23 protein-coding genes are annotated in these 22,944 nt (G+C 30.7%); 3 read left to right on the top strand and 20 right to left on the bottom strand.

Features of this window, described 5'->3' with window-relative positions:
- Window positions 1-139 precede the first annotated feature (139 nt).
- Window positions 140-673 (top strand): bifunctional pyr operon transcriptional regulator/uracil phosphoribosyltransferase PyrR, encoded by a 534-nt coding sequence (pyrR, locus tag CKL_RS05910; RefSeq protein WP_012101582.1) that lies wholly within the window; start codon window positions 140-142, stop codon window positions 671-673.
- Window positions 674-703: 30 nt separating this feature from the next.
- Entirely contained in the window at window positions 704-1,996 is a 1,293-nt protein-coding gene (gene uraA / locus CKL_RS05905) for a uracil permease (protein WP_012101581.1), read from the top strand.
- Between the two features lie 42 nt (window positions 1,997-2,038).
- On the opposite strand, the gene CKL_RS05900 is transcribed toward uraA, so the two are convergent.
- The 19 genes from CKL_RS05900 to rsmH form a co-directional block, all read right to left on the bottom strand.
- Complete coding sequence (locus CKL_RS05900) at window positions 2,039-2,956, bottom strand: RluA family pseudouridine synthase (protein WP_012101580.1); 918 nt, start codon at window positions 2,954-2,956, stop codon at window positions 2,039-2,041.
- Window positions 2,946-3,401: a signal peptidase II gene (lspA, locus tag CKL_RS05895; RefSeq protein WP_012101579.1), complete on the bottom strand. Its 456-nt coding sequence runs from the start codon at window positions 3,399-3,401 to the stop codon at window positions 2,946-2,948. The genes CKL_RS05900 and lspA overlap by 11 nt, the downstream gene beginning before the upstream one ends.
- A 227-nt stretch (window positions 3,402-3,628) precedes the next feature.
- Window positions 3,629-4,321, bottom strand: coding sequence for a 5'-methylthioadenosine/adenosylhomocysteine nucleosidase (locus CKL_RS05890; protein ID WP_012101578.1), 693 nt, complete (start codon window positions 4,319-4,321; stop codon window positions 3,629-3,631).
- A gap of 125 nt (window positions 4,322-4,446) precedes the next feature.
- Entirely contained in the window at window positions 4,447-5,169 is a 723-nt protein-coding gene (locus CKL_RS05885) for a DivIVA domain-containing protein (protein WP_012101577.1), read from the bottom strand.
- Window positions 5,170-5,184: 15 nt separating this feature from the next.
- Window positions 5,185-5,961 carry a YlmH family RNA-binding protein gene (locus CKL_RS05880; protein WP_012101576.1) on the bottom strand — a complete coding sequence of 259 codons (777 nt, stop codon included), beginning with the start codon at window positions 5,959-5,961 and terminating at the stop codon, window positions 5,185-5,187.
- A gap of 28 nt (window positions 5,962-5,989) precedes the next feature.
- Window positions 5,990-6,268, bottom strand: coding sequence for a YggT family protein (locus tag CKL_RS05875; protein ID WP_012101575.1), 279 nt, complete (start codon window positions 6,266-6,268; stop codon window positions 5,990-5,992).
- A 29-nt stretch (window positions 6,269-6,297) separates the two neighbouring features.
- A complete protein-coding gene (locus tag CKL_RS05870) occupies window positions 6,298-6,750 on the bottom strand; it encodes a cell division protein SepF (RefSeq protein ID WP_012101574.1) in 453 nt (150 codons plus the stop codon).
- 12 nt (window positions 6,751-6,762) lie between these two features.
- The gene (locus CKL_RS05865; RefSeq protein WP_012101573.1) at window positions 6,763-7,431 is read right to left on the bottom strand and encodes a YggS family pyridoxal phosphate-dependent enzyme; all 669 of its coding nucleotides are present in this window, start codon (window positions 7,429-7,431) and stop codon (window positions 6,763-6,765) included.
- A gap of 156 nt (window positions 7,432-7,587) precedes the next feature.
- Window positions 7,588-8,313: a DUF881 domain-containing protein gene (locus CKL_RS05860; RefSeq protein ID WP_012101572.1), complete on the bottom strand. Its 726-nt coding sequence runs from the start codon at window positions 8,311-8,313 to the stop codon at window positions 7,588-7,590.
- A 10-nt stretch (window positions 8,314-8,323) separates the two neighbouring features.
- Complete coding sequence (locus CKL_RS05855) at window positions 8,324-8,665, bottom strand: small basic family protein (protein ID WP_012101571.1); 342 nt, start codon at window positions 8,663-8,665, stop codon at window positions 8,324-8,326.
- A 15-nt stretch (window positions 8,666-8,680) separates the two neighbouring features.
- On the bottom strand, window positions 8,681-9,397 hold the full coding sequence (locus CKL_RS05850; protein ID WP_012101570.1) for a DUF881 domain-containing protein: 717 nt from the start codon (window positions 9,395-9,397) through the stop codon (window positions 8,681-8,683).
- A gap of 15 nt (window positions 9,398-9,412) precedes the next feature.
- Window positions 9,413-10,150 carry a cell division protein FtsQ/DivIB gene (locus CKL_RS05845; protein ID WP_242652535.1) on the bottom strand — a complete coding sequence of 246 codons (738 nt, stop codon included), beginning with the start codon at window positions 10,148-10,150 and terminating at the stop codon, window positions 9,413-9,415.
- 209 nt (window positions 10,151-10,359) lie between these two features.
- On the bottom strand, window positions 10,360-11,472 hold the full coding sequence (gene spoVE / locus CKL_RS05840; RefSeq protein WP_041700929.1) for a stage V sporulation protein E: 1,113 nt from the start codon (window positions 11,470-11,472) through the stop codon (window positions 10,360-10,362).
- A 77-nt stretch (window positions 11,473-11,549) separates the two neighbouring features.
- Window positions 11,550-12,503 carry a phospho-N-acetylmuramoyl-pentapeptide-transferase gene (mraY, locus tag CKL_RS05835; RefSeq protein ID WP_012101567.1) on the bottom strand — a complete coding sequence of 318 codons (954 nt, stop codon included), beginning with the start codon at window positions 12,501-12,503 and terminating at the stop codon, window positions 11,550-11,552.
- A 33-nt stretch (window positions 12,504-12,536) separates the two neighbouring features.
- Complete coding sequence (locus CKL_RS05830) at window positions 12,537-13,928, bottom strand: UDP-N-acetylmuramoyl-tripeptide--D-alanyl-D-alanine ligase (RefSeq protein WP_012101566.1); 1,392 nt, start codon at window positions 13,926-13,928, stop codon at window positions 12,537-12,539.
- Between the two features lie 80 nt (window positions 13,929-14,008).
- Entirely contained in the window at window positions 14,009-15,466 is a 1,458-nt protein-coding gene (locus CKL_RS05825; protein WP_012101565.1) for a UDP-N-acetylmuramoyl-L-alanyl-D-glutamate--2,6-diaminopimelate ligase, read from the bottom strand.
- A 188-nt stretch (window positions 15,467-15,654) separates the two neighbouring features.
- Window positions 15,655-17,502 carry a stage V sporulation protein D gene (locus tag CKL_RS05820; RefSeq protein ID WP_012101564.1) on the bottom strand — a complete coding sequence of 616 codons (1,848 nt, stop codon included), beginning with the start codon at window positions 17,500-17,502 and terminating at the stop codon, window positions 15,655-15,657.
- A 6-nt stretch (window positions 17,503-17,508) separates the two neighbouring features.
- Complete coding sequence (locus CKL_RS05815; protein ID WP_172634793.1) at window positions 17,509-17,991, bottom strand: hypothetical protein; 483 nt, start codon at window positions 17,989-17,991, stop codon at window positions 17,509-17,511.
- A gap of 36 nt (window positions 17,992-18,027) precedes the next feature.
- A complete protein-coding gene (gene rsmH, locus CKL_RS05810; RefSeq protein ID WP_012101562.1) occupies window positions 18,028-18,957 on the bottom strand; it encodes a 16S rRNA (cytosine(1402)-N(4))-methyltransferase RsmH in 930 nt (309 codons plus the stop codon).
- A 259-nt stretch (window positions 18,958-19,216) separates the two neighbouring features.
- Here rsmH and ychF point away from each other — a divergent pair, with 259 nt between their 5' ends.
- Window positions 19,217-20,314: a redox-regulated ATPase YchF gene (ychF, locus tag CKL_RS05805; RefSeq protein WP_012101561.1), complete on the top strand. Its 1,098-nt coding sequence runs from the start codon at window positions 19,217-19,219 to the stop codon at window positions 20,312-20,314.
- A 55-nt stretch (window positions 20,315-20,369) separates the two neighbouring features.
- Here ychF and CKL_RS05800 read toward each other — a convergent pair whose 3' ends face one another.
- Window positions 20,370-22,682: an AAA family ATPase gene (locus CKL_RS05800; protein WP_012101560.1), complete on the bottom strand. Its 2,313-nt coding sequence runs from the start codon at window positions 22,680-22,682 to the stop codon at window positions 20,370-20,372.
- Between the last annotated feature and the right edge of the window lie 262 nt (window positions 22,683-22,944).

Raw genomic sequence — 22,944 nt, 5'->3', positions numbered from 1 at the left:
TTATAATTAATTAGAAATTTAATATCCTTTAAAATGATCCCGTGAGGTCACTAAGGCAATTAAAATAGATACTTCTATGCCCTCTCGTTTGGAGAAGGGCTTTTTTATTTAATTAATACAATATAAGGAGGTGAAACCATTGAAATTAAAAGCACTTATACTTGATGAAAAAGCCATGAATAGAACTCTAACCAGAATATCCCATGAAATAATAGAAAAAAACAAGGGTGCAGAAGATATAGTACTTGTGGGTATAAAAAGGAGAGGATATCCTCTTGCAAAAAGAATATCAGAAAACATTTATAAAATTGAAAAACTTAAGTTAAGGGTGGAAAGTGTAGATATAAGTCTTTACAGAGACGATTTAAGCAGATTATCTGATCAACCTGCCATAAAAAAATCACATCCAATAGATGTAGAAGATAAAAAAATAATATTAGTAGATGATGTAATTTATACTGGTAGAACCGCAAGAGCTGCAATAGATGCAATCATACATTCTGGAAGGCCAAAATTAATACAGCTGGCTGTATTAATAGATAGAGGTCATAGAGAACTTCCTATAAGAGCCGATTATGTGGGTAAAAATATTCCTACATCTCGAGACGAAATAGTATCTGTAGAAATTTCAGAAATAGATAAATGTAATTCCGTAAAAATATATGAAGTCTAAAGTTTTTAAAATAATGGAGAGTGTTTGTAAATGAAAAATTATGTAGACGTAGAAGAAAAACTACCTTTAAAGATTACCCTGCCGCTGAGTTTTCAACATTTGTTCGCCATGGTAGGTGCTACTATACTTGTACCAATACTTACTGGCATGAGTCCATCCATTGCTTTATTCTGTAGTGGTGTAGGAACTCTTTTGTATATACTCTGTACCAAGGCCAAACTTCCTGCATATATAGGTTCTTCCTTTGCCTTTATAACTCCAATACTTATAGCTTCAAAAAACTATGGACCGGAAGCCATGCTTTCTGGTGTAATAGCTTCTGGATTGGTTTACGTGATTGTAGCAATTATAATAAAACTTTGTGGGGTAAATTGGCTAAATAGAGCTCTTCCCCCTGTGGTTGTGGGTTCCATAGTTATAGTTATAGGCTTAGGTCTTGCAGGTACAGCTATAAATTGGGCTGGGCTTAATCCTTCTTTTGTAAACGATCAAATGCAAAATGTTCCAAGGTGGGCCTGGATAACAGTTTCAGTAGTTACACTAGCTGTAGGAGTAATTGGAAGTATGTATTTTAGGGGTTTTCTTGCTGTAATACCTATACTTGTAGCTATGATAGTAGGTTATATACTCTCACTGACTTTAGGTATTATACCTAAACAAGCTATAAATTCTATACTATCCAGTAGTTTCTTTAAAGTACCTGCTTTTATGTTTCCCAAGTTTAATATAAATGCCATGCTGCTTATGGCTCCCATTGCCTTCGTTACTCTGGCAGAACATATAGGACATGTCTATGTGACCAACAATGTAGTTGGCAGAGACTTTACAAAGGATCCAGGTCTTCACAGATCTATATTGGGAGACGGTGTAGCCACAATGTTTGCAGGTTTTACAGGAGGACCTCCAAACACAACTTATGGAGAAAACATAGGTGTTATGGCTATAACTAAAGTATACAGCGTATGGGTTATAGGGGGTGCTGCAGTAATAGCTGTAGTTTTATCCTTCATAGGACCTGTAGCCACTCTTATTGAGAATATGCCCATGCCTGTAATAGGCGGGGTAAGTATACTGCTCTTTGGTATAATAGCATCTTCTGGTTTTAGAATATTTGTAGAAGATAAAATAGATTTTAGTAAAAATAGAAATCTTATACTTGCTTCTGTAATAATAGTAATAGGCATAGGAGGAGCTTCTTTAGATTTTACCTTGGGAGGTTCTCCAGTACAAATATCTGGGGTTGCACTTTCAACTATTATAGGAATAATATTAAATTTAATACTACCACAGCAAAGTGCTGCTGAATTAAAAAATTCAAACTAAAAATTAAAAGATGAAGTGTGTGGATTTAAATATTTACACACTTCATCTTTCATTAGATAAAATATCTATTATTCTCTTAAAATACTCCGGCACTTCCACCTGAAACTCCATGTATGTACCTGTACCTGGGTGTATAAACCCTAACTTTTGGGCGTGAAGCAGCTGGCCTTTTAAATTAAACTTCTGTTTTTTATACCCATACACCGGATCCCCCACAACAGGATGTCCTAAATAGCACATATGTACTCTTATTTGATGGGTTCTTCCTGTTTCAAGTATACATTTAACCAGAGTGTACTCTTTAAATCTTTTAATTACCTCATAATGGGTGACAGCTCTTTTACCACCTTCTACCACTGCCATTTTTATTTTATCTTTTTTATGTCTTCCAATAGGTTTATCCAAGCTTCCTTTTTCTTCTTTTATAATTCCTTCAACTAAGGCTATGTACTCTCTGGTCATAGAATGATCCTTTAACTGTTCTGATAATTTATTGTGAGACATATCATTCTTGGCAATAACAAGTATTCCAGAAGTATCCTTGTCTATCCTATGTACTATACCTGGTCTTGCAATTCCATTTATACCTGACAAATCCTCTCTGCAGTGATTTAAAAGTGCATTTACTAAAGTACCTGTATATACTCCTGAAGCTGGATGCACTATCATTCCCTGAGGCTTATTTACCACAATTACATCACTATCTTCATATAGTATATCAAGTTTTATATCCTCCCCTTTTATATTAAGTTCCACAGCATCTGGCAAAGAAACCTTAATGTTGTCTCCTGTTTTAGTTTTATAATTGGATTTTTTCATCCTATGATTTACTTCCACCAAATTATCTTCTATTAAATTTTGAATATAGGATCTGGATTTATCCTGAATATGTTTGCAAATAAATAAATCCAATCTTAAATTTTCTTCATCATCATTTACTAAAAAATTTCTAATTTTCATATTTTTCTTCCTTTAACAAATAAAATGCCAATACTATAGTACCTGTTACCACTAGGATATCAGCTATATTAAATATAGGGAAATAGTAAATATCTCCAATATGAAATGCTATAAAATCAACTACATATTTATATAGTATTCTATCTATCAAATTACCCAAAGCTCCACTTATTATAAGTGACAGACTTATTTTAATTATTTTTGATTGAGGCTTGAATTTAAAAATATAATATATCATGCCTATGATTACAACTATTGTTATTGCAGCAAGCAAATATAATTTATTTTGTAAAATTCCAAAGGCAGCCCCTTTATTCTTTATATAAAGGAATGATACTAAATTGCTCACTACATCCATATGAGAATTTTCGGATAAATTTTGTATGATCCACACTTTGGTAAGTCTATCTGCCGCAATCCCTAGTAGTATTATAAATATCTCCATTAAATGCCTCCAGTCTTGTTTATTTTATCCAAACGCGGCAATGCAGTCACCTAATACTCCCTTTTTATTCAAAGGAAGCTTCTATGCACTTGGATAAGCTCTCCCTAAAGGATAACGTATTCTTAAAGTGCTAAAGACACTAAGAATTCTGTTAATAAGGTTCAGATGAAGAAAAAGCATTCCTCATAAGTAAACTCCATTTGAACCTCTGAATCACTTAATACGCATTATAAGTTTTTAATTACACTTTTTAATATTTCTGTAGAATTTTTTATAGCTATAGGTGCAAATTTTTCATATTCTATGCTGGCACCATTATTTGCATTATCTGATATAGATCTTATTATAACAAAAGGCACATTGTTTAAATAAGCTACCTGGGCAATACTTCCGCCCTCCATTTCACAAGCAAGAGCATTGAATTCCTTGTATAAATATTTTACTTTTTCTGCACTTGAAACAAATTCATCTCCTGTAACTATTCTTCCCACAAAACTATTTTTATTTTCCATCTTGGAACAAGCATCTTTAACTTTTTCTATAAGCTTTTTATCACATTTAAAATCATATGTATCTACTCTGGGGATTTGTCCTATTTCATATCCAAAGGCTACAGCATTAACATCGTGCTGTACCAAATTATCTGCTATAACTATATCTCCAGGATATATATCATCTGCTACTCCCCCGGCAATACCCACATTTATTATTATATCCACTTTAAAATCATCTATAAGTATCTGAGTACATATTGCTGCATTTACTTTTCCTATACCACTTCTTACTACTATTATGTCTTTATCATATAACCTTCCTGAATTAAACTTCATATTAGCTTTTAATCGAGTTTTATGAACTTTTAATTCAGACAATATTATCTCTAGTTCTTCATCCATAGCTCCAATAATTCCAATAATCATAATAAATACACTCACCTCTCTCAATCTTACTAAAAGCATATATAACTTACTCTGAATTGTCAACTTTTACATATACGGAAACCTTGGAAATAAAAAAGTCACTCTAATTTCAGAGTGGCCTTTTTTTATCCTCTTACAAAGAAATTTTTAATTTCTTCCAACTCATCTTCCTCTGTAAAAATTTCATCTTTAATGTCACCTATTTCTTTGGTATCATACTTATCCACATATACATCATCTTTATCTATAGGCTCTACATATTCTTCCTTATTTAAATTATTTTCTCTTAAGGATGGAGAAAATTCAATACCCTTTGGTTCTACTTTTTCTATACTTTTTACCTGAACATCCTCTTCAGGAATCTCATCTACCTCATAGCCTATATCATAGTTCTTTACAAAATCTTTTTCCATATCATCAAACATTTCCAATTGAGTTTTAACGAAACTTCTAAACTTTGTTCTAAATTTACTAAATTCCTGCTTTACCCTCTCAAATTCATCATTAATTTGAATTACATCACTATGAGCTTTATCTATTATCTTCTGGGCAGTATCATTGGCATTTTTCAATATACACTCACTTTCCTTTTTTGCATTCTCCTTAACCTGTTCAGAGGTATTTTGAGCTAACAGGAGAGTTCCTTTTATGGTATTTTCCATTTTGTTATAATGATTTACCTTATCTTCCATAAGCTGAAGCTTTTCTTTTAAGAGAGAATTTTCTTTACACATAGCTTCATAAGACTCTGCTATTTTATCCAAAAATTCATCTACTTCGTCTATATTATATCCTCTAAGACTTTTTTTAAATTCTTTATTTGTTATTTCTCCAGCAGTTATCAACATACTAAGCACCTCAAATCAATTAAATTTTTTTATGTGAAGTTTACATCCTCCTCTTTTAGTATAACCCAACTTTTTTACAACCTTAAACTTTCCATATCCTCTCACAGTTATAACACACCCAGAATCGTTTATAGTTTTATCTTTTTTAGTCACAGGCAAATAATCTAAAAGTACCTTTCCTTGTTTCATAAGTTCTTCTGATTTACTTCTAGATATTCTACACATGGAACTGAGTAAACAATCAATTCTAAGTGATGAAGTATTTATATCAAAAGTTTTAAAATTATAGTCAGGAATTTCAGTTATATTAGTATCCAAAAAAGTTATATTACATTCACATTTTCCTATACTGCTTAAATTCATATATACATAATCACTTATATCTTCATGAACAGCTGCATAACATTCATTATTTTCTTTTACTATCAAATCCCCAAATTTTCCTCTTTTAATTCCTAGTGCCATAAGTGCCCCTAAATAATCTTTATGTTGAAGGCTGACAAACTTGGAGCTGCATTTTATTTTCATAAGCCTTACAGGATAATCTAATACCTCACTTTGTGAAAATACTAAAATCTTTCTTTCTGCATTTTCAAATATGCCATGGCTATACACATTTATCCCGACTTGCCCTTTAAAATCCTCTAAGGTCTTCCAGAGATTTGGGGGATAAAACTCCGACGTAAATATATTTTTATGAATTTTATTTGCTAAAATTATTTTATCGTATATAGATAGTATTTCACTTTCATTATGAAAGTGAAATTTACTTAAAAAAGTATTTTTGTCCATAATTCTCCTTTGAAATTTCTGCAAGTTGTCACACAAACATTCCAATTATTGCAAATACAATTCCCCTTATTATATCTATCATAAAAAAAGCTATTATAGGTGAAAAATCTATCATAAGCCCAGGCATAATTCTTTCTTGAAGCATTCTACCAGGCCTCATAAGAGGTTCTGTAAACACATGCAAAAGTTCTACAAAAGCATTACCTCTTCCTGGCATAATCCATGATAAAATTACATCCAATATAATAGCAGCCTCGAGAAATCTAAATAAAAGAGATATTGCAACGGCTAAAGTACTGCTTATCATTTTTGCCTCCAATTATTTTATTTATACTATTATTTCCAGCCAAATATTTTTTTTGCAGATAACTCATTTTTTAAATCACTGCTAACTTCTACACTAGATGGGGAAAGTATATATACTCCCTTTTCTATTTCCTCCAGATCTCCACCCAATGCATAACTTGCTCCACCCATAAAATCTAACAATCTCTGGGCTATTCTGGTTTCTAATCCTGTAGTATTTATAACTATAATCTTTCTATTTTTAAGTTCATCACATATATCCGCTGCTTCTTCATAGGTAGTTGGCTTAACTATCCTAACTTTAGCTGATATTGTAGTATGTATGCTTACAACTTTATTTTGTCTTTTAGAATTCATAATACTCTCTACATCTGTAAAATCATTTTTTGTATTTTTCCCCTCTTCAACTTCTTCTATATCCTCTTCTAAATCATCTTCTAACCCTAAAAATCCCATCATTTTGTTTATCATCTTGCCAGCCATAAAAAATACCTCCTATTTATTATTATAATTTCTCTTTCCAAATATACCTTCCCCAATTCTTACCAAAGTAGAGCCTTCCTCAACAGCCACACCATAATCATGAGTCATACCCATGGATAGTATATCCATACTGATGTTTGTAAACTTCTTATTTTTTAAATCTTGAAAAATATATTTCATTTTTCGAAAATAGTTTCTACAACTTTTTTCATCTCCTATTGGAATTACAGACATAAGACCTTTAACTTTAACATTAGTACATAACTCACAGGCTTCTATTAATTCTTCTAAATTTTCTAAATATATGCCTGTCTTATTTTCTTCACATCCTATATTTATTTGAATAAGCACATTTGCAGTCAAATTTTTAGCTTTATAGTGTTTTTCTAATTCCTGAAGGAGTTTTACACCATCTAGAGAATGAATAAGTTCTACCTTTCCTACTATATATTTTACTTTATTTCTTTGAAGATGTCCTATAAAATGCCATCTTATATCTTCAGGTAAGTTAGGTTCTTTACTTACAAATTCCTGAACTTTATTTTCTCCAAAGTCTCTAATACCTAAATCGTAGACTTTCTGTATATCTTTAATAGATTTTGTTTTTGAGACTGCTACTAAAATAACATTACTTTCCCTTAAATCTTCTTCAATCTTATCTAAATTTTCCTTAATTGACAATAATACCGTCTCCTTATATCCTTAAACACAACTTAATAAACACTACAAAAATACCTTATAGATTATTTATTCTTCATAGATATTAAAATTCCTTCAAAAATTATTTTTTTTATTAATTTCTAATAAATTTACATAAAGCAGAAAGTATAAAAATATTTAATTTTCCTTCTCCATAAAATGTACTTTATATTCTCCATTATAAGCAGGTATTTGTATATTATCAGACTTTTCCACATTCACCTTTATTTTTCTAATCATCATTGTCTTTAAATAATTTTCATTTGACATCATATAATTATAGAGTACGTCTTTATTTCCTATGGCATCAATTAAAAAAGGAGCTGCAATCTTCACTCCATTCACTCTTAAAAAAGGTCCGCTGCAATATACTTCAGAACTATCTACTATTCTATGCCCATTTATAGAAATTGCTTCTGCATCTGCATTTTTTAAATCATTTATTACCTGTATAATATCAGTATTATGAACAATTCTCATCTGATATTCAAATACATCCAATCCATCTTCCATGGTAGCATCATCTAAATATATGCTTATTCCCTGACCTTCCACAGCTACCTTTCCAAGTAATATATTAGCTTTATCTATCTCTTCATTTATAGTGCTTATAACCTGAGCTTCATTTTCCTCATTATTCATATATTTTTTTAGTTTATCATAGCTGTCATTATACTGACCTGTTAATGATAATATTTCACTATAAAGCTGATTTTTATAACTATATGCATCTTGATACTGTTTTGCACTTAAAAATACTGTTTTTTTAGTATTTCCCTTGTAAATACTTATATTCATAGATATAAGTATACCTATAATTACAGAAGCTATAAAAACAAAAATATTGGCTTCAGTGGCCTTCATTTACTTCACCTCATTGACGTAATTTGGTTTTTTCTATTAACAGCCTTCGTATAATAGCAAAATTATCAAATATTCTTCCTCCAAAAACTATAACTGCCGCTAAATATATGGGCACCCCAAGCTTGTCTCCCAAATAAGCAAGTGCTGCTGCCAGTACTGCATTTCCAAAAAAGCCAGATATGAAAATATCCAATCGGAAATGCTTAGACAGATTAGCCCTTATGGCACCAAACACAGAATCTAAACAAGCTAGAATTGCCACAGACATATAAGGGGAAAATTTATCTGGAATATTCACATTCCAGACTATTCCTATAATTATTCCTAGTATAAGACCAATAAAACCTATCATTTTCACCACACCCTATTATTCTTTTACAGGTTTTGCATACTCAAATTTATATGTGCCACTATATTTTTCTATATTTATGCTGTCTGATTTTTCAAATTTAACCTCACATATGGTTTTCAGATCTGTAAACACTTCAGGAAATCCCATGGCACTGTAAAGTAAATTTTTATCTCCTATAGCCTTTATTACTATTCTACTTGAAGGTGATATTTTTTCATCATTTATAAGTATATAATTGCCTGCAGTTCTTATGCCTGTCCTCAAAACAATCCTTATATCATTTATAGATATAGCCTCTGCCCCTGCAAACCTAAGTTCATTTACCAAATAAGCTAAATCCTTATCAGTTATATGATTACCAATATTATTATTGGTAAAGAGCTTACTATCTGGAGTCAAGTATATTATTACACCAGGACCTTTTACATCTACTTCTCCTGTAAGCATTCTACTATCCTCCAAATCTTTCAGAAGACTTTTTGTAGAGTCACTTTTATTGGCCATAGCATCTTCATAGTCTTTTATTTTATTTTGAAGCTCACTTACTTTTGCCTCCAATGCACTCTTTTCTTTTTTATACTGCTCTATCTCTACCGTGATATCTGTACCATTTTCTCTACTTAAATTAAAGGCATTTTCTTGTTTCATAAGTACTTTAAACTGGTAAGCAAGCATAAATCCAAGTATACCACATACTAAAGCCATACTAATTTGAGAGGTTAACTTACGCATTTTATTTTTTTCCTCCTAGTTTTCAGTAAAAAATACAGGATTGGTATTAAATCTTACATCTATGTATCCTTTAGCACTGACTAAATTTGCATCTAATAATACATTTACCGCCCTATTTATTTTTTTATCTATATCATCTACAGTTCCTAACTTTACACATATATTATTAAAATAGACCTTAATATCTATTGGATTACTCACATCTAAATCAGTTACTCTAAAAGACAAGTCATTGTTTTCAACCATATTTCCAAAAGCAGTTATAGCTTTAATTTTCCTATCATCCTTATTTTCTGTAGTTTTACCTATATCTTTGTTACTATAATTTATACCTTCTAATTTTACTAACTGCATATTATTTATGTTATCTCTTTCCTCAAGCAAAATACCTGTTTTATCTATAACAAAATATGTATTACTGTTTTGGCAATAAAATATAGAAGACCTTTCTTTAACATTTATATTTATAGTATCAGGAAGAACTCTAGTTATTGTAGTCTCCTTTATATAAGGGTTAGTCAATATATTGTTCTTTATACTTCTTAGATTAATATAAAATATATTATTTCCCGTATACATTTTGGAATTACGAATAATTTCACTACTTGAAATACTTTTATTACCATATACTTTAATATGGTGTATATTAAAATAAGGCAATTTTAAACATAGTATAAGAAATACCGCTATGAGGAAAACCATACCCATACATGTCTTTTTTAACCTTTTTTTTCTCCTTCTTTTAAGAATCAATTGATTGTCTGTTTTTTTGAAAAGCTTGCCCATATTATATCAACTCACTTTAGCATCACAAATGAAATAATAAACTTAAAATACATATACATATTAACATTTAATAAAATTAATTTCATTAAAAATATCCATTAAATTTTTATATATTTTTTATTACAAAAATATTAATTATATAGATTATAGCATTACAGATTTTGTAATGCCATAATCTAACCATATTTGCTTTGCCTTGATATATTTAAAAGTATTCCCATGGCTATCATATTTATTACAAGTGAGGAACCACCATAACTTATAAAAGGTAATGGAACTCCTGTTACCGGCATAGCCCCTGTTACAACTGCTATATTTATTATAGCCTGCACTGCAATAACTGAAGTTATTCCAGTAGCTACTAAAGTGCCATAAGTATCTTTAGCCTTTATTGCAATTACAATACCTCTCCATACAAGTACCACAAATAAAACTACCACAACTGTACATCCTATAAGTCCAAGTTCCTCTCCAATTATAGAAAATATAAAATCCGTATGAGGTTCCGGTATGTAGTAACATTTTTGCCTTGATTTCCCAAGCCCCATCCCCCATATTCCCCCAGAGCCTAATGCCAAAAGAGATTGTATTAATTGATATCCACTTCCTTTAGGATCTGCCCAGGGGTTTAAAAAGCTTGTAAATCTAGCCATTCTATAAGGTTCAAATATTATACCAGCTATTCCTCCAAGTCCTACCACTCCCACAACTCCAAGCATGTGGATAATTTTGGCCCCAGAAACATATAAAATTATAAGGGTAACTATCATTATTACAGCTGCTATACTAAGATTTTTTTCTGCAAATACAAGTCCTGCATAAAATCCTGATACTAAAAGATAGGGAATTACTCCATAGAGTAGTGTTTCTATTTTCCTTCCACCTTTAACTTCTATGCTTCTTGCCATATATAAAACCACAATATATTTAGCTAATTCTGAAGGTTGAAATCCAACAGTTCCCACTCTTATCCACCTTTGAGCACCATTAGTAGATTCAAAAGCAAATACAATAAGCAAAAATACCACACATATTATCATAAGTATCTTTGTGTATTTTCTTATTTTTTTATAATTCACTTTAATTGTACAAAACATAAAAAATGTTCCTATAAGTGCCCATAAGCCTTGTTTCTTTAAAAAATACATACTGTCTTGTGTGCTTTTGTCAAAAAATGCTTTGTAAGAACTTGCACTATAAACCATTACTACTCCAATAGCCGTTAATAACATTATAGTTGTAAATAATGGAAAATCTATAGAACTCATTTTAGCATCTGATTTATCAATTTTCATAAAAATCCTCCTAGATTATTACTTTACAAGGCCCACAGAAATATGTAAAATCCCTACATTTTATCTAAAATTTATAAGGACAAAAATCCTACAAGACATAATATTACTGTGACTATACAAAATACAGAAACTACCCTGGTTTCGTGCCAGCCTGAAAGTTCAAAATGATGATGTATAGGAGCCATTTTAAATATTCTTTTGCCTGTAAGTTTAAAGGAAAGCACCTGAAATATAACAGATAATGCCTCTAATACATATATTCCTCCAATTATTATAACCAATAATGGAAGTTTTAATATCATAGCTACTGCACCTATGGCACCTCCAAGTGCCAGTGAACCCGTATCTCCCATAAAGATTTGAGCCGGAAAAGCATTATACTTCAAAAATCCCAAAAGTGCACCAGCTAAGATTGCACAGAAAACAGCTAAGGTAATATGTCCCATAGCAAAACTTACCAATGCCAAAAAAGTCATTACCAAGAGTGTAACAGATGTGGCCAATCCATCAAGTCCATCTGTTAAATTTACTGCATTTGTAGTAGCTGCAAAATACACTATTATAAAAGGAATATAAAATACTCCCAGATCCCAGGTATCCCTTTTAAAAGGAATTATTATAGAAGTCCCTATATATGGATTATTAGCAGAATAATAAGCAAATATTCCAGATATGGCCAACAACAATATCATTTTTTGATAGGCCCTAAGTCCTAAATTTTTTCTTCTTACTATTTTTAAAGTATCATCAATGGCTCCAATTATTCCAAAGCCTATAAAAGCATATAAAGCTATCATAGCCTCATCAGAGGGCTTTTTTACTATTACTGCCATAGTTATAAAAGTTGCCAATATAAATATTATTCCACCCATAGTTGGAGTGCCTGCTTTTTTAAGATGAGTTTTTGGACCATCTTCCCTTATACTCTGTCCAAATTTAAACTTATGTAAAAGTGGAATTAAAATGGGTCCTTCTAACATAGCTATAAAAAATGCTATTAATACAGAATAGATAAGTTTATACATATAAATACCCTAAATAAAAAGGGTCTTCACCTCCTAATAACTGCTGCTTTTCTTTAGTGTTTCTATTATAATTTCCAATTTCATAAACCTAGAAGCCTTTACAAGTATGGTATCCCCTCTTTCAATATATTTTAAAATAAAATCTTTTAAATCTTCATATTTATCAAAACCCATAAAATTTCCTTTTTTATTAGTTGATTTAAACCCTCTTTCAAAATCCTTTTTATATTCTCCAATGCCTATTAAGAGGTCTATATCCTTTTCTCCTGCGTACATTCCAACTTCCTGATGCATCTTATATGCTTCTTCCCCTAATTCCCCCATAGTACCAAGTACAGCTATTTTTCTATTTGATTTAAACTCCTTCAAAACATCAATAGCTGCTTTCATAGATTCAGGATTTGCGTTATAGCAATCATTTATTATGGTAAATTCTTTTTTCCTGATTATTTCCATTCTCATGGAAGTAAGCTTTATATTTTTAACACCTTCTCTTATTTCATCATAACTCATATTTAAAAGTCTTCCACAAGAAATAGCTAAAAGAGAATTTACTATATTATACTTTCCCGGCATATTTATTAAAAATCTTTCTTCTGTTTTAACATTATTTTTACACACCTTAAATTCAATACAATCCTCCTCTACTACTATGTCATAAGCTGAAACATCCGAATTTTCTCCCAATCCTACTCTATTTAAAGTAAAATTTTTTTCCTCTAAAGTACTTAACAAATCATTGTCTGAGTTTATAATTAATGTATTCTCCTTAGAAAAAAAATCTGTTATTTCAAGCTTGGCATTTAATATATTTTTTCTACTTCCCAAATTTCCTATATGTGCTCTTAAAACATTGGTTATTACTGCTATATCAGGTCGTGCAGCCTTAACCATATTATGTATTTCACCTCTCTGGTTCATCCCCATTTCAAGTACTGCCACCTCATAACTATTATCTAATTTAAATAACATATGAGGTAACCCTATCTGATTGTTAAAATTTCCTTCTGTTTTAAATACCTTAAATTTAACACCAAGCACAGCTGCAATTATATCCTTGGTAGTAGTTTTTCCCACAGAGCCTGTAACACCTATTATTTTCACATCAAGCTTGCTTCTATAGAATTCCGCCAGTTCAAGTAGTGCTGTATTTCCATTTTGAACCTTAATTATAGTAGTAAATTCACTTATTTTCTCACTTTCAAATTTAACCTCATCTACAATACAAATAGATGCCCCTTTTTTACTTGCACTCTCTACATATTCATTCCCATTAAATTTTTCTCCTTTTAAGGCAATAAATATATCTCCCTTTTGTAATTTTCTACTGTCTGTACTTATATTTTTATGGCCTTTATATTTTCCTTTTAATATTACCTTCCCCGATACAGCCCTAACTATATCGTCAAAACTCATATGCTCCAAAAACCAACACCTCTTTTTCAATTCACAGTTCACGATTCACAGTTCACAATTGTGAATCGTGCATTGTGAATTGTTAATTGTTAATTGTTAACTGTGGATTCCTCTATGATTTCTGCTACTATTTCTCTTTCATCAAAATGTATTGTTCTATCTTTTAGAATCTGATAATCTTCATGGCCTTTTCCCGCTATAACTACTACATCTCCTGTTTCAGCCATTTCCATAGCCTTCTTTATGGCTTCTTTTCTATTTTCAATTACAATGTAATTGTTTTTTTTAATACCTGTTAGTATATCCTTTATTATAGCCATAGGCTCTTCTCCCCTAGGATTATCAGAAGTCACTACTGCAAAATCAGAAAATTTTGTACCTATGTTTCCCATTATAGGTCTTTTAGTGCTATCCCTATCTCCACCGCACCCAAATACAGAAATAAGTTTTCCTTTGGTAAATTCCCTGGCACATTTTAATATATTTTCAAGTCCATCTGGAGTATGAGCATAGTCTACTACAACTTCATATCCCAAATTATATGATTTTGTGACTATTTCACATCTACCTGGCACAGAAGGCATATCTTCTAATCCTTTTTTTACAGTATTTAAATCTATTCCTTCCGCCAGACAAACCCCTGCACTTCCAAGAGCATTCATTACATTATACTTTCCTGGTATATTTAAATTTATATGCTTTGTATTCCCTTCATATGATATATTAAAATTTACTCCTCTGGAATGAATTTTTAAATTATCCGCCATCAAATCTGCATTTTTATCTATAGCATAGGTTAATTTTTTACCCTTGGCATCTTCATATACCCTTTCTCCATATTTATCATCTATATTTATTACAGAATTAACTGTATTTTTAAATAGAATAATTTTTGATTTATAGTATTCTTCAAAGGTTTTATGAAAATCCAGATGATCTCTGGTTAAATTTGTGAATAGAGCCTGACAAAACTCTACTCCATATACCCTATCTAGGTATAAGGAATGAGAAGATGCTTCCATAACACAATAATCCACACCATCATCTACCATTTCCTTGAATAATTTCTGAAGTTCTAAGGATTCAGGTGTAGTCCTATGGGAAGGTATCTTTTTATTTCCTATATAATTTGATATGGTACCTACCACTCCCACTTTATAACCTGCAGTCTCCAATATAGATTTTACCATAAATGTGGAGGTAGTTTTGCCATTGGTACCAGTTATACCTATTATTTTCATATCTTCAGCAGGATTATCATAGTAATTTGATGACATGAGTGCCAATGCCTTTCTGGTATCTTTTACTTCTATTACAGTGCAATCGGGAATGAAATCAACTTTCTTGCTTAATACAATTGCTGCTGCTCCATTTTTAAAGGCACTTTCTATATACTTGTGTCCATCAGTAACGTACCCTGCAATACAGACAAATAAATCTCCAGTTTTAACTTTTCTTGAATCATATTGAATTTCTCCTATATTTAGATTATTTTTTCCTTTAATAATTTTGTAATCTATTCCCCTCAATACATCTTTTAGATTCAAAATATCATCTCCTAAATTATATTATAGAATTTACTTTTAAATTCAACCAAATCAATGAAATAAAATTTATACATAGCATTGGCATGCAACACTTGTATATAACGGTATTGCATGCCTTAAACTAATTTTCTATTGACTCTTCCATTATTTTATTATAATTTTCTTAAAGCCAACTGTAAACAATAACTTTAATCGCCCTTTTCTGTACTAATAATTCCCGTACTATTACTTTGTGCTGTACTACTATCTCCAGAGGTTGAGTCTCCTTTTATAGCAAGATAATTAAATATATCTGCAAAAAGCTGTTTCGCCGTAGGAGCAGCTGTTTGAGCTGCATAATAATTATAAGGATCTGGCTCATCTATGGATACTAATACTGTTATCCTTGGATCACTTGAAGGAGCCATTCCTGCAAAAGATGCTACATATTTTCCAGCCTGATATCCTCCAACTCCAGCTTTTTGTGCTGTTCCAGTTTTTCCCGCTATGTGGTATCCATCTATAAAGGCATTTTTACCTCCACCTTCTGAAACTACATTCTCTAAATATCCTCTAAGCTGTGCAGTCTTATTTTCATCTAATATTTTACTGCTGTTATTTTTAATGTTATATTCTTCATCAACAATTTCTTTTCCTTTACTTTCATCATAATGCTGTACTTCCTTCATAACATGAGGAGTAATTAAAGTGCCTCCATTTGCCACTGCATTAAAGGCCCTTAAATACTGAACTGCAGACACAGTATTTGCTTGTCCGAAGGAAATAGTAGCTAAATCTACATCACTTATATTCTCTGTCTTTTTTATTATCCCCTTAGCTTCTCCCGGCAAATCTATTCCCGTCTTCTGTCCGAAACCAAACTTTTGTATGTAGGCATTTAATTTTTCTTTCCCTATTTTCTTTCCTAGTTCAGCAAATCCCACATTGCAAGAATTTTTAAGTATATCCGGAAAAGTTTGCACTCCATGACCGGAAGTCTGCCAGCAGTGTATAGTTCTGTTACCAATGGTTATACTTCCATCACAGGAAAAAGTATCATTTTCCCCTACAGAATTTGTCTCAAGGGCAGTTTGTGCAGTTACCACTTTAAATATAGAACCCGGCTCAAAGGTATCACTTACCGCTCTATTTCTCCATATCTTCTGTAATTCATCATAGGTTTTATTCTCTATCCAGGGATTATTTGGATCATAATCCGGTTTATTGGCCATGGCAAGTATTTCTCCCGTTTTAGGATCCATAACTATTATTGAAACTGCATTGGCCTTATAATCATTTAATGCTTGCTGTGCAGACTTTTCTGCAAAATGCTGAATCATTTCATCTATAGTAAGAACTATATCCTTTCCATCTACAGGCTTTGTAAATTCCGATATAGTGTAGGGAAGCTCCTCACTTTTCCTATCTAATTCTGCAATTCTCCTACCAGGAGTTCCCGCTAGTTCCTTATTATAATAAAGTTCTACTCCAGTAAGACCAACTCCATCTGAATTAGTGTGTCCTAGTACCTGAGCTAAAAAATTGCTATTTGGATAATATCTTTTAGTATCTGCCGATATTAAGACTCCATTTAAATTTAGAGCAGAAACTTTATCTGCTGCATCTTTTTCAACTCTTCTCTTTAAAGTAGCAGAAGCAATAGGAAGTCCTCCTGGAAGAGTTTTATTCAATATCTTAGATACTTCACTTTTTTCCATAGAAAGGGCACCGGCAAGATCACTAGCCACTTTATCTTGTGATATTTTCTTCTCCTCCATAGTACTTCTTAGGGTATTCATATCTAAATCTATTCTATATACATTTGCACTAACTGCCAGTTCATTTCCATTTCTATCTAAAATCCTCCCCCTTTTGGCATCAATTTTCACGTCACTTGTCCACTGAGCTATTGCCATAGATTTAAGTTTAGGTGAATTATATATCATTACATAACACATTCTAATTATCAACAAAAAAAATGCCATAAATAGGAAGCTAAAAACAATTATCATTCTCTTTCTGATAATCACCCTGTCCCTATATTCCATTTTAGACAAAATTACTTACCTCCATATTAATTGCTTCAATTTATTTAAAATTCCTTTTTGTGTTTTTATTTCATCTACATCCTCTTGTGTTTTTACAGTTTTTTTATCTATATTTACATAAACCGCTTTCCCTGTGTCTGAAACTATCATATGAAGTTTATTTACAGCAGTGTTCTCTATGTACTGCAAATTATTATATTTTACCAGGTCTACTTTTAAATTTTCATTTTCTCTGCTAATGTTATCTATATTCATTTCTACAGAATTTAATTCAGTCTGCATGTCATATATTACAGAATACCTATACACCAAAATAACACCTACTATAAAAGCTAAACCTATGTTTCTTATAATCTTAAGCTTTTTCTTTACTTTTATACGGTTCTTTTTATCTTTTCCTGTATTTTTATCACCATATTTTTTTTCTTCAGTTTCTACATAAGGTCTGTACTCTGGCTGCAAAACGGTATTACCATTTACCATATCTTCTTCATTCATTAATATCACTTTATTCACCTCACCTAAACTTTAGAACTAAATTCTCTCAGCTATTCTTAATTTAGAACTTTTGCTTCTCGGGTTTATAGATTTTTCTTCTTCTGTAGGAACTATCGGTTTTTTATTTACAATCTTTACAATAGGTTTTTTCCCACATATACATATAGGAAAGTCCGCTGGACAAGTGCAAGGATTCTCAAGCATTTTAAATTTGGATTTTATTATCCTATCCTCTAAAGAATGAAATGTTATAATGGCTATCCTTCCTCCTGTATTTAAATTTGCTACACCATCCTCCACTGCCTTATCAAGTATTTTCAGTTCTTCATTTACCTCTATACGTATGGCCTGGAAGGTTCTCTTTGCAGGATGACCTTCTTTTTGAAATTTTAAAGGTATAGCCTTTTTTATTATACCTACCAACTGCAGTGTGGTACTTATTGGAGATTCTTCCCTTGCCTTTACTATAAATTTTGATATTCTTCTAGAAAAATTTTCTTCCCCATAATCTCTTATAATTCTACAAAGTTCTTCTTCATTATACTGATTCACTATTTCATAAGCAGATAATGAACTATCTCTATTCATCCTCATATCTAAAGGAGCATCCTTCATATAACTAAATCCCCGTTTTCCTTCATCTAATTGATAAGAAGAAACTCCTAGATCCATAATTATACCATCCACTTTATCAATTTTTAATTCCTTTAAAATTTGTTGTATATTATAAAAATTATCATGTACATAAATAATATTTTTAAAATTCTTTAACCTTTCTTCTGACCAATTAATGGCGGAAATATCCTGATCAATTGCTATTAATTTTCCTTTGTCAGATAACCTCTTTAATATTTCTAAAGAATGGCCTCCTCCCCCTAAAGTACAGTCTACATAGACTCCATCTTGCTTAATATTTAGGCTATCTATAGTTTCTTTTAATAGCACAGGTATATGCTTGAATTCCATAAAAAGTATCCTCCAATTTTGCTGTTTTAAACTTATAATTTGTTAATATGATACTTATTTTACTTTTTTTAATAACTGTTTAAATCACTAAAAATTAATATTCTATATCAACATGTAAATTCCTCTTTTTTTATTATAATTTTAATATTTTTTTAAAATCTATTAAAGTGCTTTATCATTGAAATATTACTATTTGTAGAGTATAATTTTAAATGAATTTTGCACTAGCGTATACTAATTGAGAAGGGAATGTACATAAATGAAACTTGGAATTGTAGGATTACCAAATGTAGGAAAAAGCACTTTGTTCAATGCCATAACAAAGGCAGGGGCAGAATCTGCCAACTACCCTTTTTGCACTATAGAGCCCAACGTAGGAGTGGTAAGCGTCCCAGATAAAAGACTGGATGTACTGGAGAAAATGTATAGTTCCAAAAAAAAGATACCTACCGCCATTGAATTCTATGACATAGCAGGTTTAGTTAAAGGTGCCAGCAGAGGAGAAGGCCTTGGAAATAAATTTTTATCCCATATAAGAGAAGTAGAATCCATAGTTCATGTAGTAAGATGTTTTGAAGATGAAAACATAGTACATGTAGATGGAAATATAGATCCTATCCGGGATATTGAAACTATAAACCTAGAACTTATATTTTCAGATATAGAAGTGATGGATAGAAGAATAGAAAAAATACAAAAGCTTTCTAAAAGCGGAAATAAAGATGCAAAATTCCAGCATGATATTATGTTAAAAGTAAAAGACCATCTGGAAAAAGGATTGCCAGTAAGGACTTTAGAATTATCAAAAGAAGAAAAGGAATTTGTTAAAGATTTTTTTTTACTGACAACAAAACCTGTACTTTATGTAGCCAATATATCTGAGGACGACTTGATTTGTGGAAATTTGGAAAATGAATTTGTTAAAAAAGTTAAAGAATATGCTAAAAATGAAAATTCTCAGGTAGTAGTTATCTCGGCTAAAATAGAAGAAGAACTTTCCTCTTTAGAAGAGGAGGAAAAACTGGAGATGTTAAAGGAATACGGACTATGTGAAGCAGGACTCGATAAATTAATAAATGCCAGCTATAAATTACTGGGACTTATGAGTTTTTTAACTGCTGGAACTCCAGAAGTAAGGGCTTGGACAATAAAACAGGGAACAAAAGCTCCTGAAGCTGCAGGCAAAATACACACTGATATACAAAAAGGATTTATAAGGGCGGAAATTATATCCTATGATAAACTTATAGAATGCGGCTCAGAGTCAGCTGCAAAAGAAAAAGGCTACTATAGACTTGAAGGTAAGGACTATATAATGAAAGATGGCGATGTAGTCCATTTCAGATTTAATGTTTAAATGTATAATTGACAATGAACATGCGTACATTGTCAATTATATTTCACACATATTTTTATCTATTTGAAGAATATTTTTTTAGTTCTCTTTTGGCTGTATGAATTACAGTGTTATAATCTCTTTCCATTAGAATTTCCACTGCATCTTTCAAATTAGACATACAATAAATATGAAAATTACCCTTTTCTACTTCTTTTTCCACAGGATTTTTTAAGGCCAGACTTTTAATATTGGAATTTGGAATAAGCACTCCCTTGCCTTTGGTTCCTCCCAGTATTTTGCATATTTTAAAAAATCCCTCTATTTTTTCATTTACCCCTCCTATAGGCTGTATTTCTCCAAACTGATTTATGGATCCCGTTACCGCTATATTTTGTCTTATTCCTATTTTAGAAAGTGAAGATATCATACTTATTACTTCAGCTACAGAAGCACTATCCCCATCTATTTGTCCATATACTTGCTCGAAGCTTAAATAAAAATCTACAGAACACTTATCATACCCTCCCGTTAGCCTTTTTATATATCCTTTAAGAATATTTATAGCCTTATTGTGAATTTTACCACTTAAGTCACTTTCCTTTTGTACATCTATAACATCTCCATTACCCTTTAAACAAGTACATGTTATTTTTATAGGTTTACCAAAATTAAAATATCCTGTATTAATGACGGACAGACCATTTATCTGACCTACTACTTTTCCGGTTACATCTATAAATATCTGTCCTCCCTTATACATATCCATCATTCTTTTCTCTATTAATTCCTCTTCATATGCCGTATTTATAATATCTGTTCCAGTTATAATTTTTCTTCCATCTTTTATCACCCTATTATCTGAAATCATTAAAATTCTTTCCAACTCATAATCATCCATAAACAACTTATCTCTGTCCTCAGCTTTTCTTGACAAAAATTTTGCCAACTCTTTTATACCCTCTTCATCTACGTCATGAAGTTTATTACTCCTGCATATGGAAAATACTTTTCCTAGAAAAGATATTTTTGTTTCTTTATTGATATTTAAAAGGGCATTATATTCTACTCTGATTTTAAATATCTTTTTAAAGTCTTCATCATAACTATATAATAAATCATAGGTATTATAATCTCCTATGAGTATTATTTTTTCACTAAATTTTATAGGTTCTGGTTTTAACCCGCTTAAAGACAATAGTTCCAAATATCCTCTATCATAGTTTAAATCAATTTTACCGCTTATAATAGATTTTTTAAAATAGTAATAAGCTGATTTATTATTTAAAAGGCTGCTTACCCTAAGTATTAAGCAGCCTCCATTTGCCTTTAAAAGAGACCCTGGTCTTATGAGATTTACCCCTGTAGTATAGGTTCCATTTATATTTTCATATTCCACACTTCCAAGTAAATTATTCACATTTGGATCTTCTTCAAAAATTATAGGAGGTTCTTTATTTTCACTATTATCCACAAGAACATTTACAGAATATCTATAAATTATCCTGGATATATTCTCTTTATCATCTTCATAGCTTATAGAATATATATCCTTTATTTCATTTTCTATATTACTGCATGCCTGATTCAGAAATTCTAAAGCTTCATTGTCTTCTTTAAATAATTTTAAATACTCTTTTTTTATGTCTTCCGTTTCTTTCTCATAATAGCTATTTATAATAAATTTAATTTTTTCAATTTGGTCAAGTTCTATATTCTTTAATTTATCAAGTATTTCTTCTGAACTATTTTTTAGTATATTTACTTTGTCTATTATATTTTCTTTTTCTTTCATTCCCAGCATTTCATATTCATTTTCGTTCATCATTTCTCCATTCTGTTTTAAAGGAATGAAATTAAAGCCATTTTCATTGATTTTTAAGGTAAATCCTTCTTTATTAGATATTTCTAAAATTTTATTTATCAATTTACTTCTTTCTTTCTGAAGTTCTTCTACCAGAATTTCTTTTTCCCTGTGGGAAGAACCATTATAAAATTCATAGGTACATTCAAAGTACTTCTTCTGCACCTTTCTCAGCATAACTTTCAATTCTCTGCCCTTACCTGCAGTTAAAAATAATACTTTAGGTTTTTTCACATCTTTTACTACCACATAACATATATCTTTCAAGGGATTTTTATTTTCCATGGTACTTTTTATAAATTCTATAATATTCTCAAGTTTATCTCTAGAAAAATCATCTATAAGATATATATTGTATCCTTCTTTATTTATTTTTAATGCCATGTTAATCTTTTCATATACTTCTTTATATTCAGGTATAAATTTAAATGTTTTACTTATATCATGTTTATCTTGATGTGCAAAGTCAATATCATATAATTTAAAATTATATATAATTTTTTCTTTAGACAACTCCCTATCCATATCTCTTCCCCCTTTTTTAGCTACTTAATATAATAATATTCCTAAAAACTTATTTAGGAACGAAAATGAGAAATAAGTATATATAAAACTAATGTGGAAACTATAATTAAGAATAAACAGTTATATTTTAAAAATATACATAACTATGATATAATATAATAAAATTTTGTCTGTTATTTTCGTTGAATATTTGGCCTTAATATCAAATTATTCTTATATTCAAGTAGAATTTGCTATGAAGTGTTTCAGAAGTTTAAAATGG

This window comes from Clostridium kluyveri DSM 555 (assembly GCF_000016505.1).
Lineage (GTDB): Bacteria > Bacillota > Clostridia > Clostridiales > Clostridiaceae > Clostridium_B > Clostridium_B kluyveri.
This window is presented reverse-complemented; position numbering and strand designations above follow the sequence as displayed.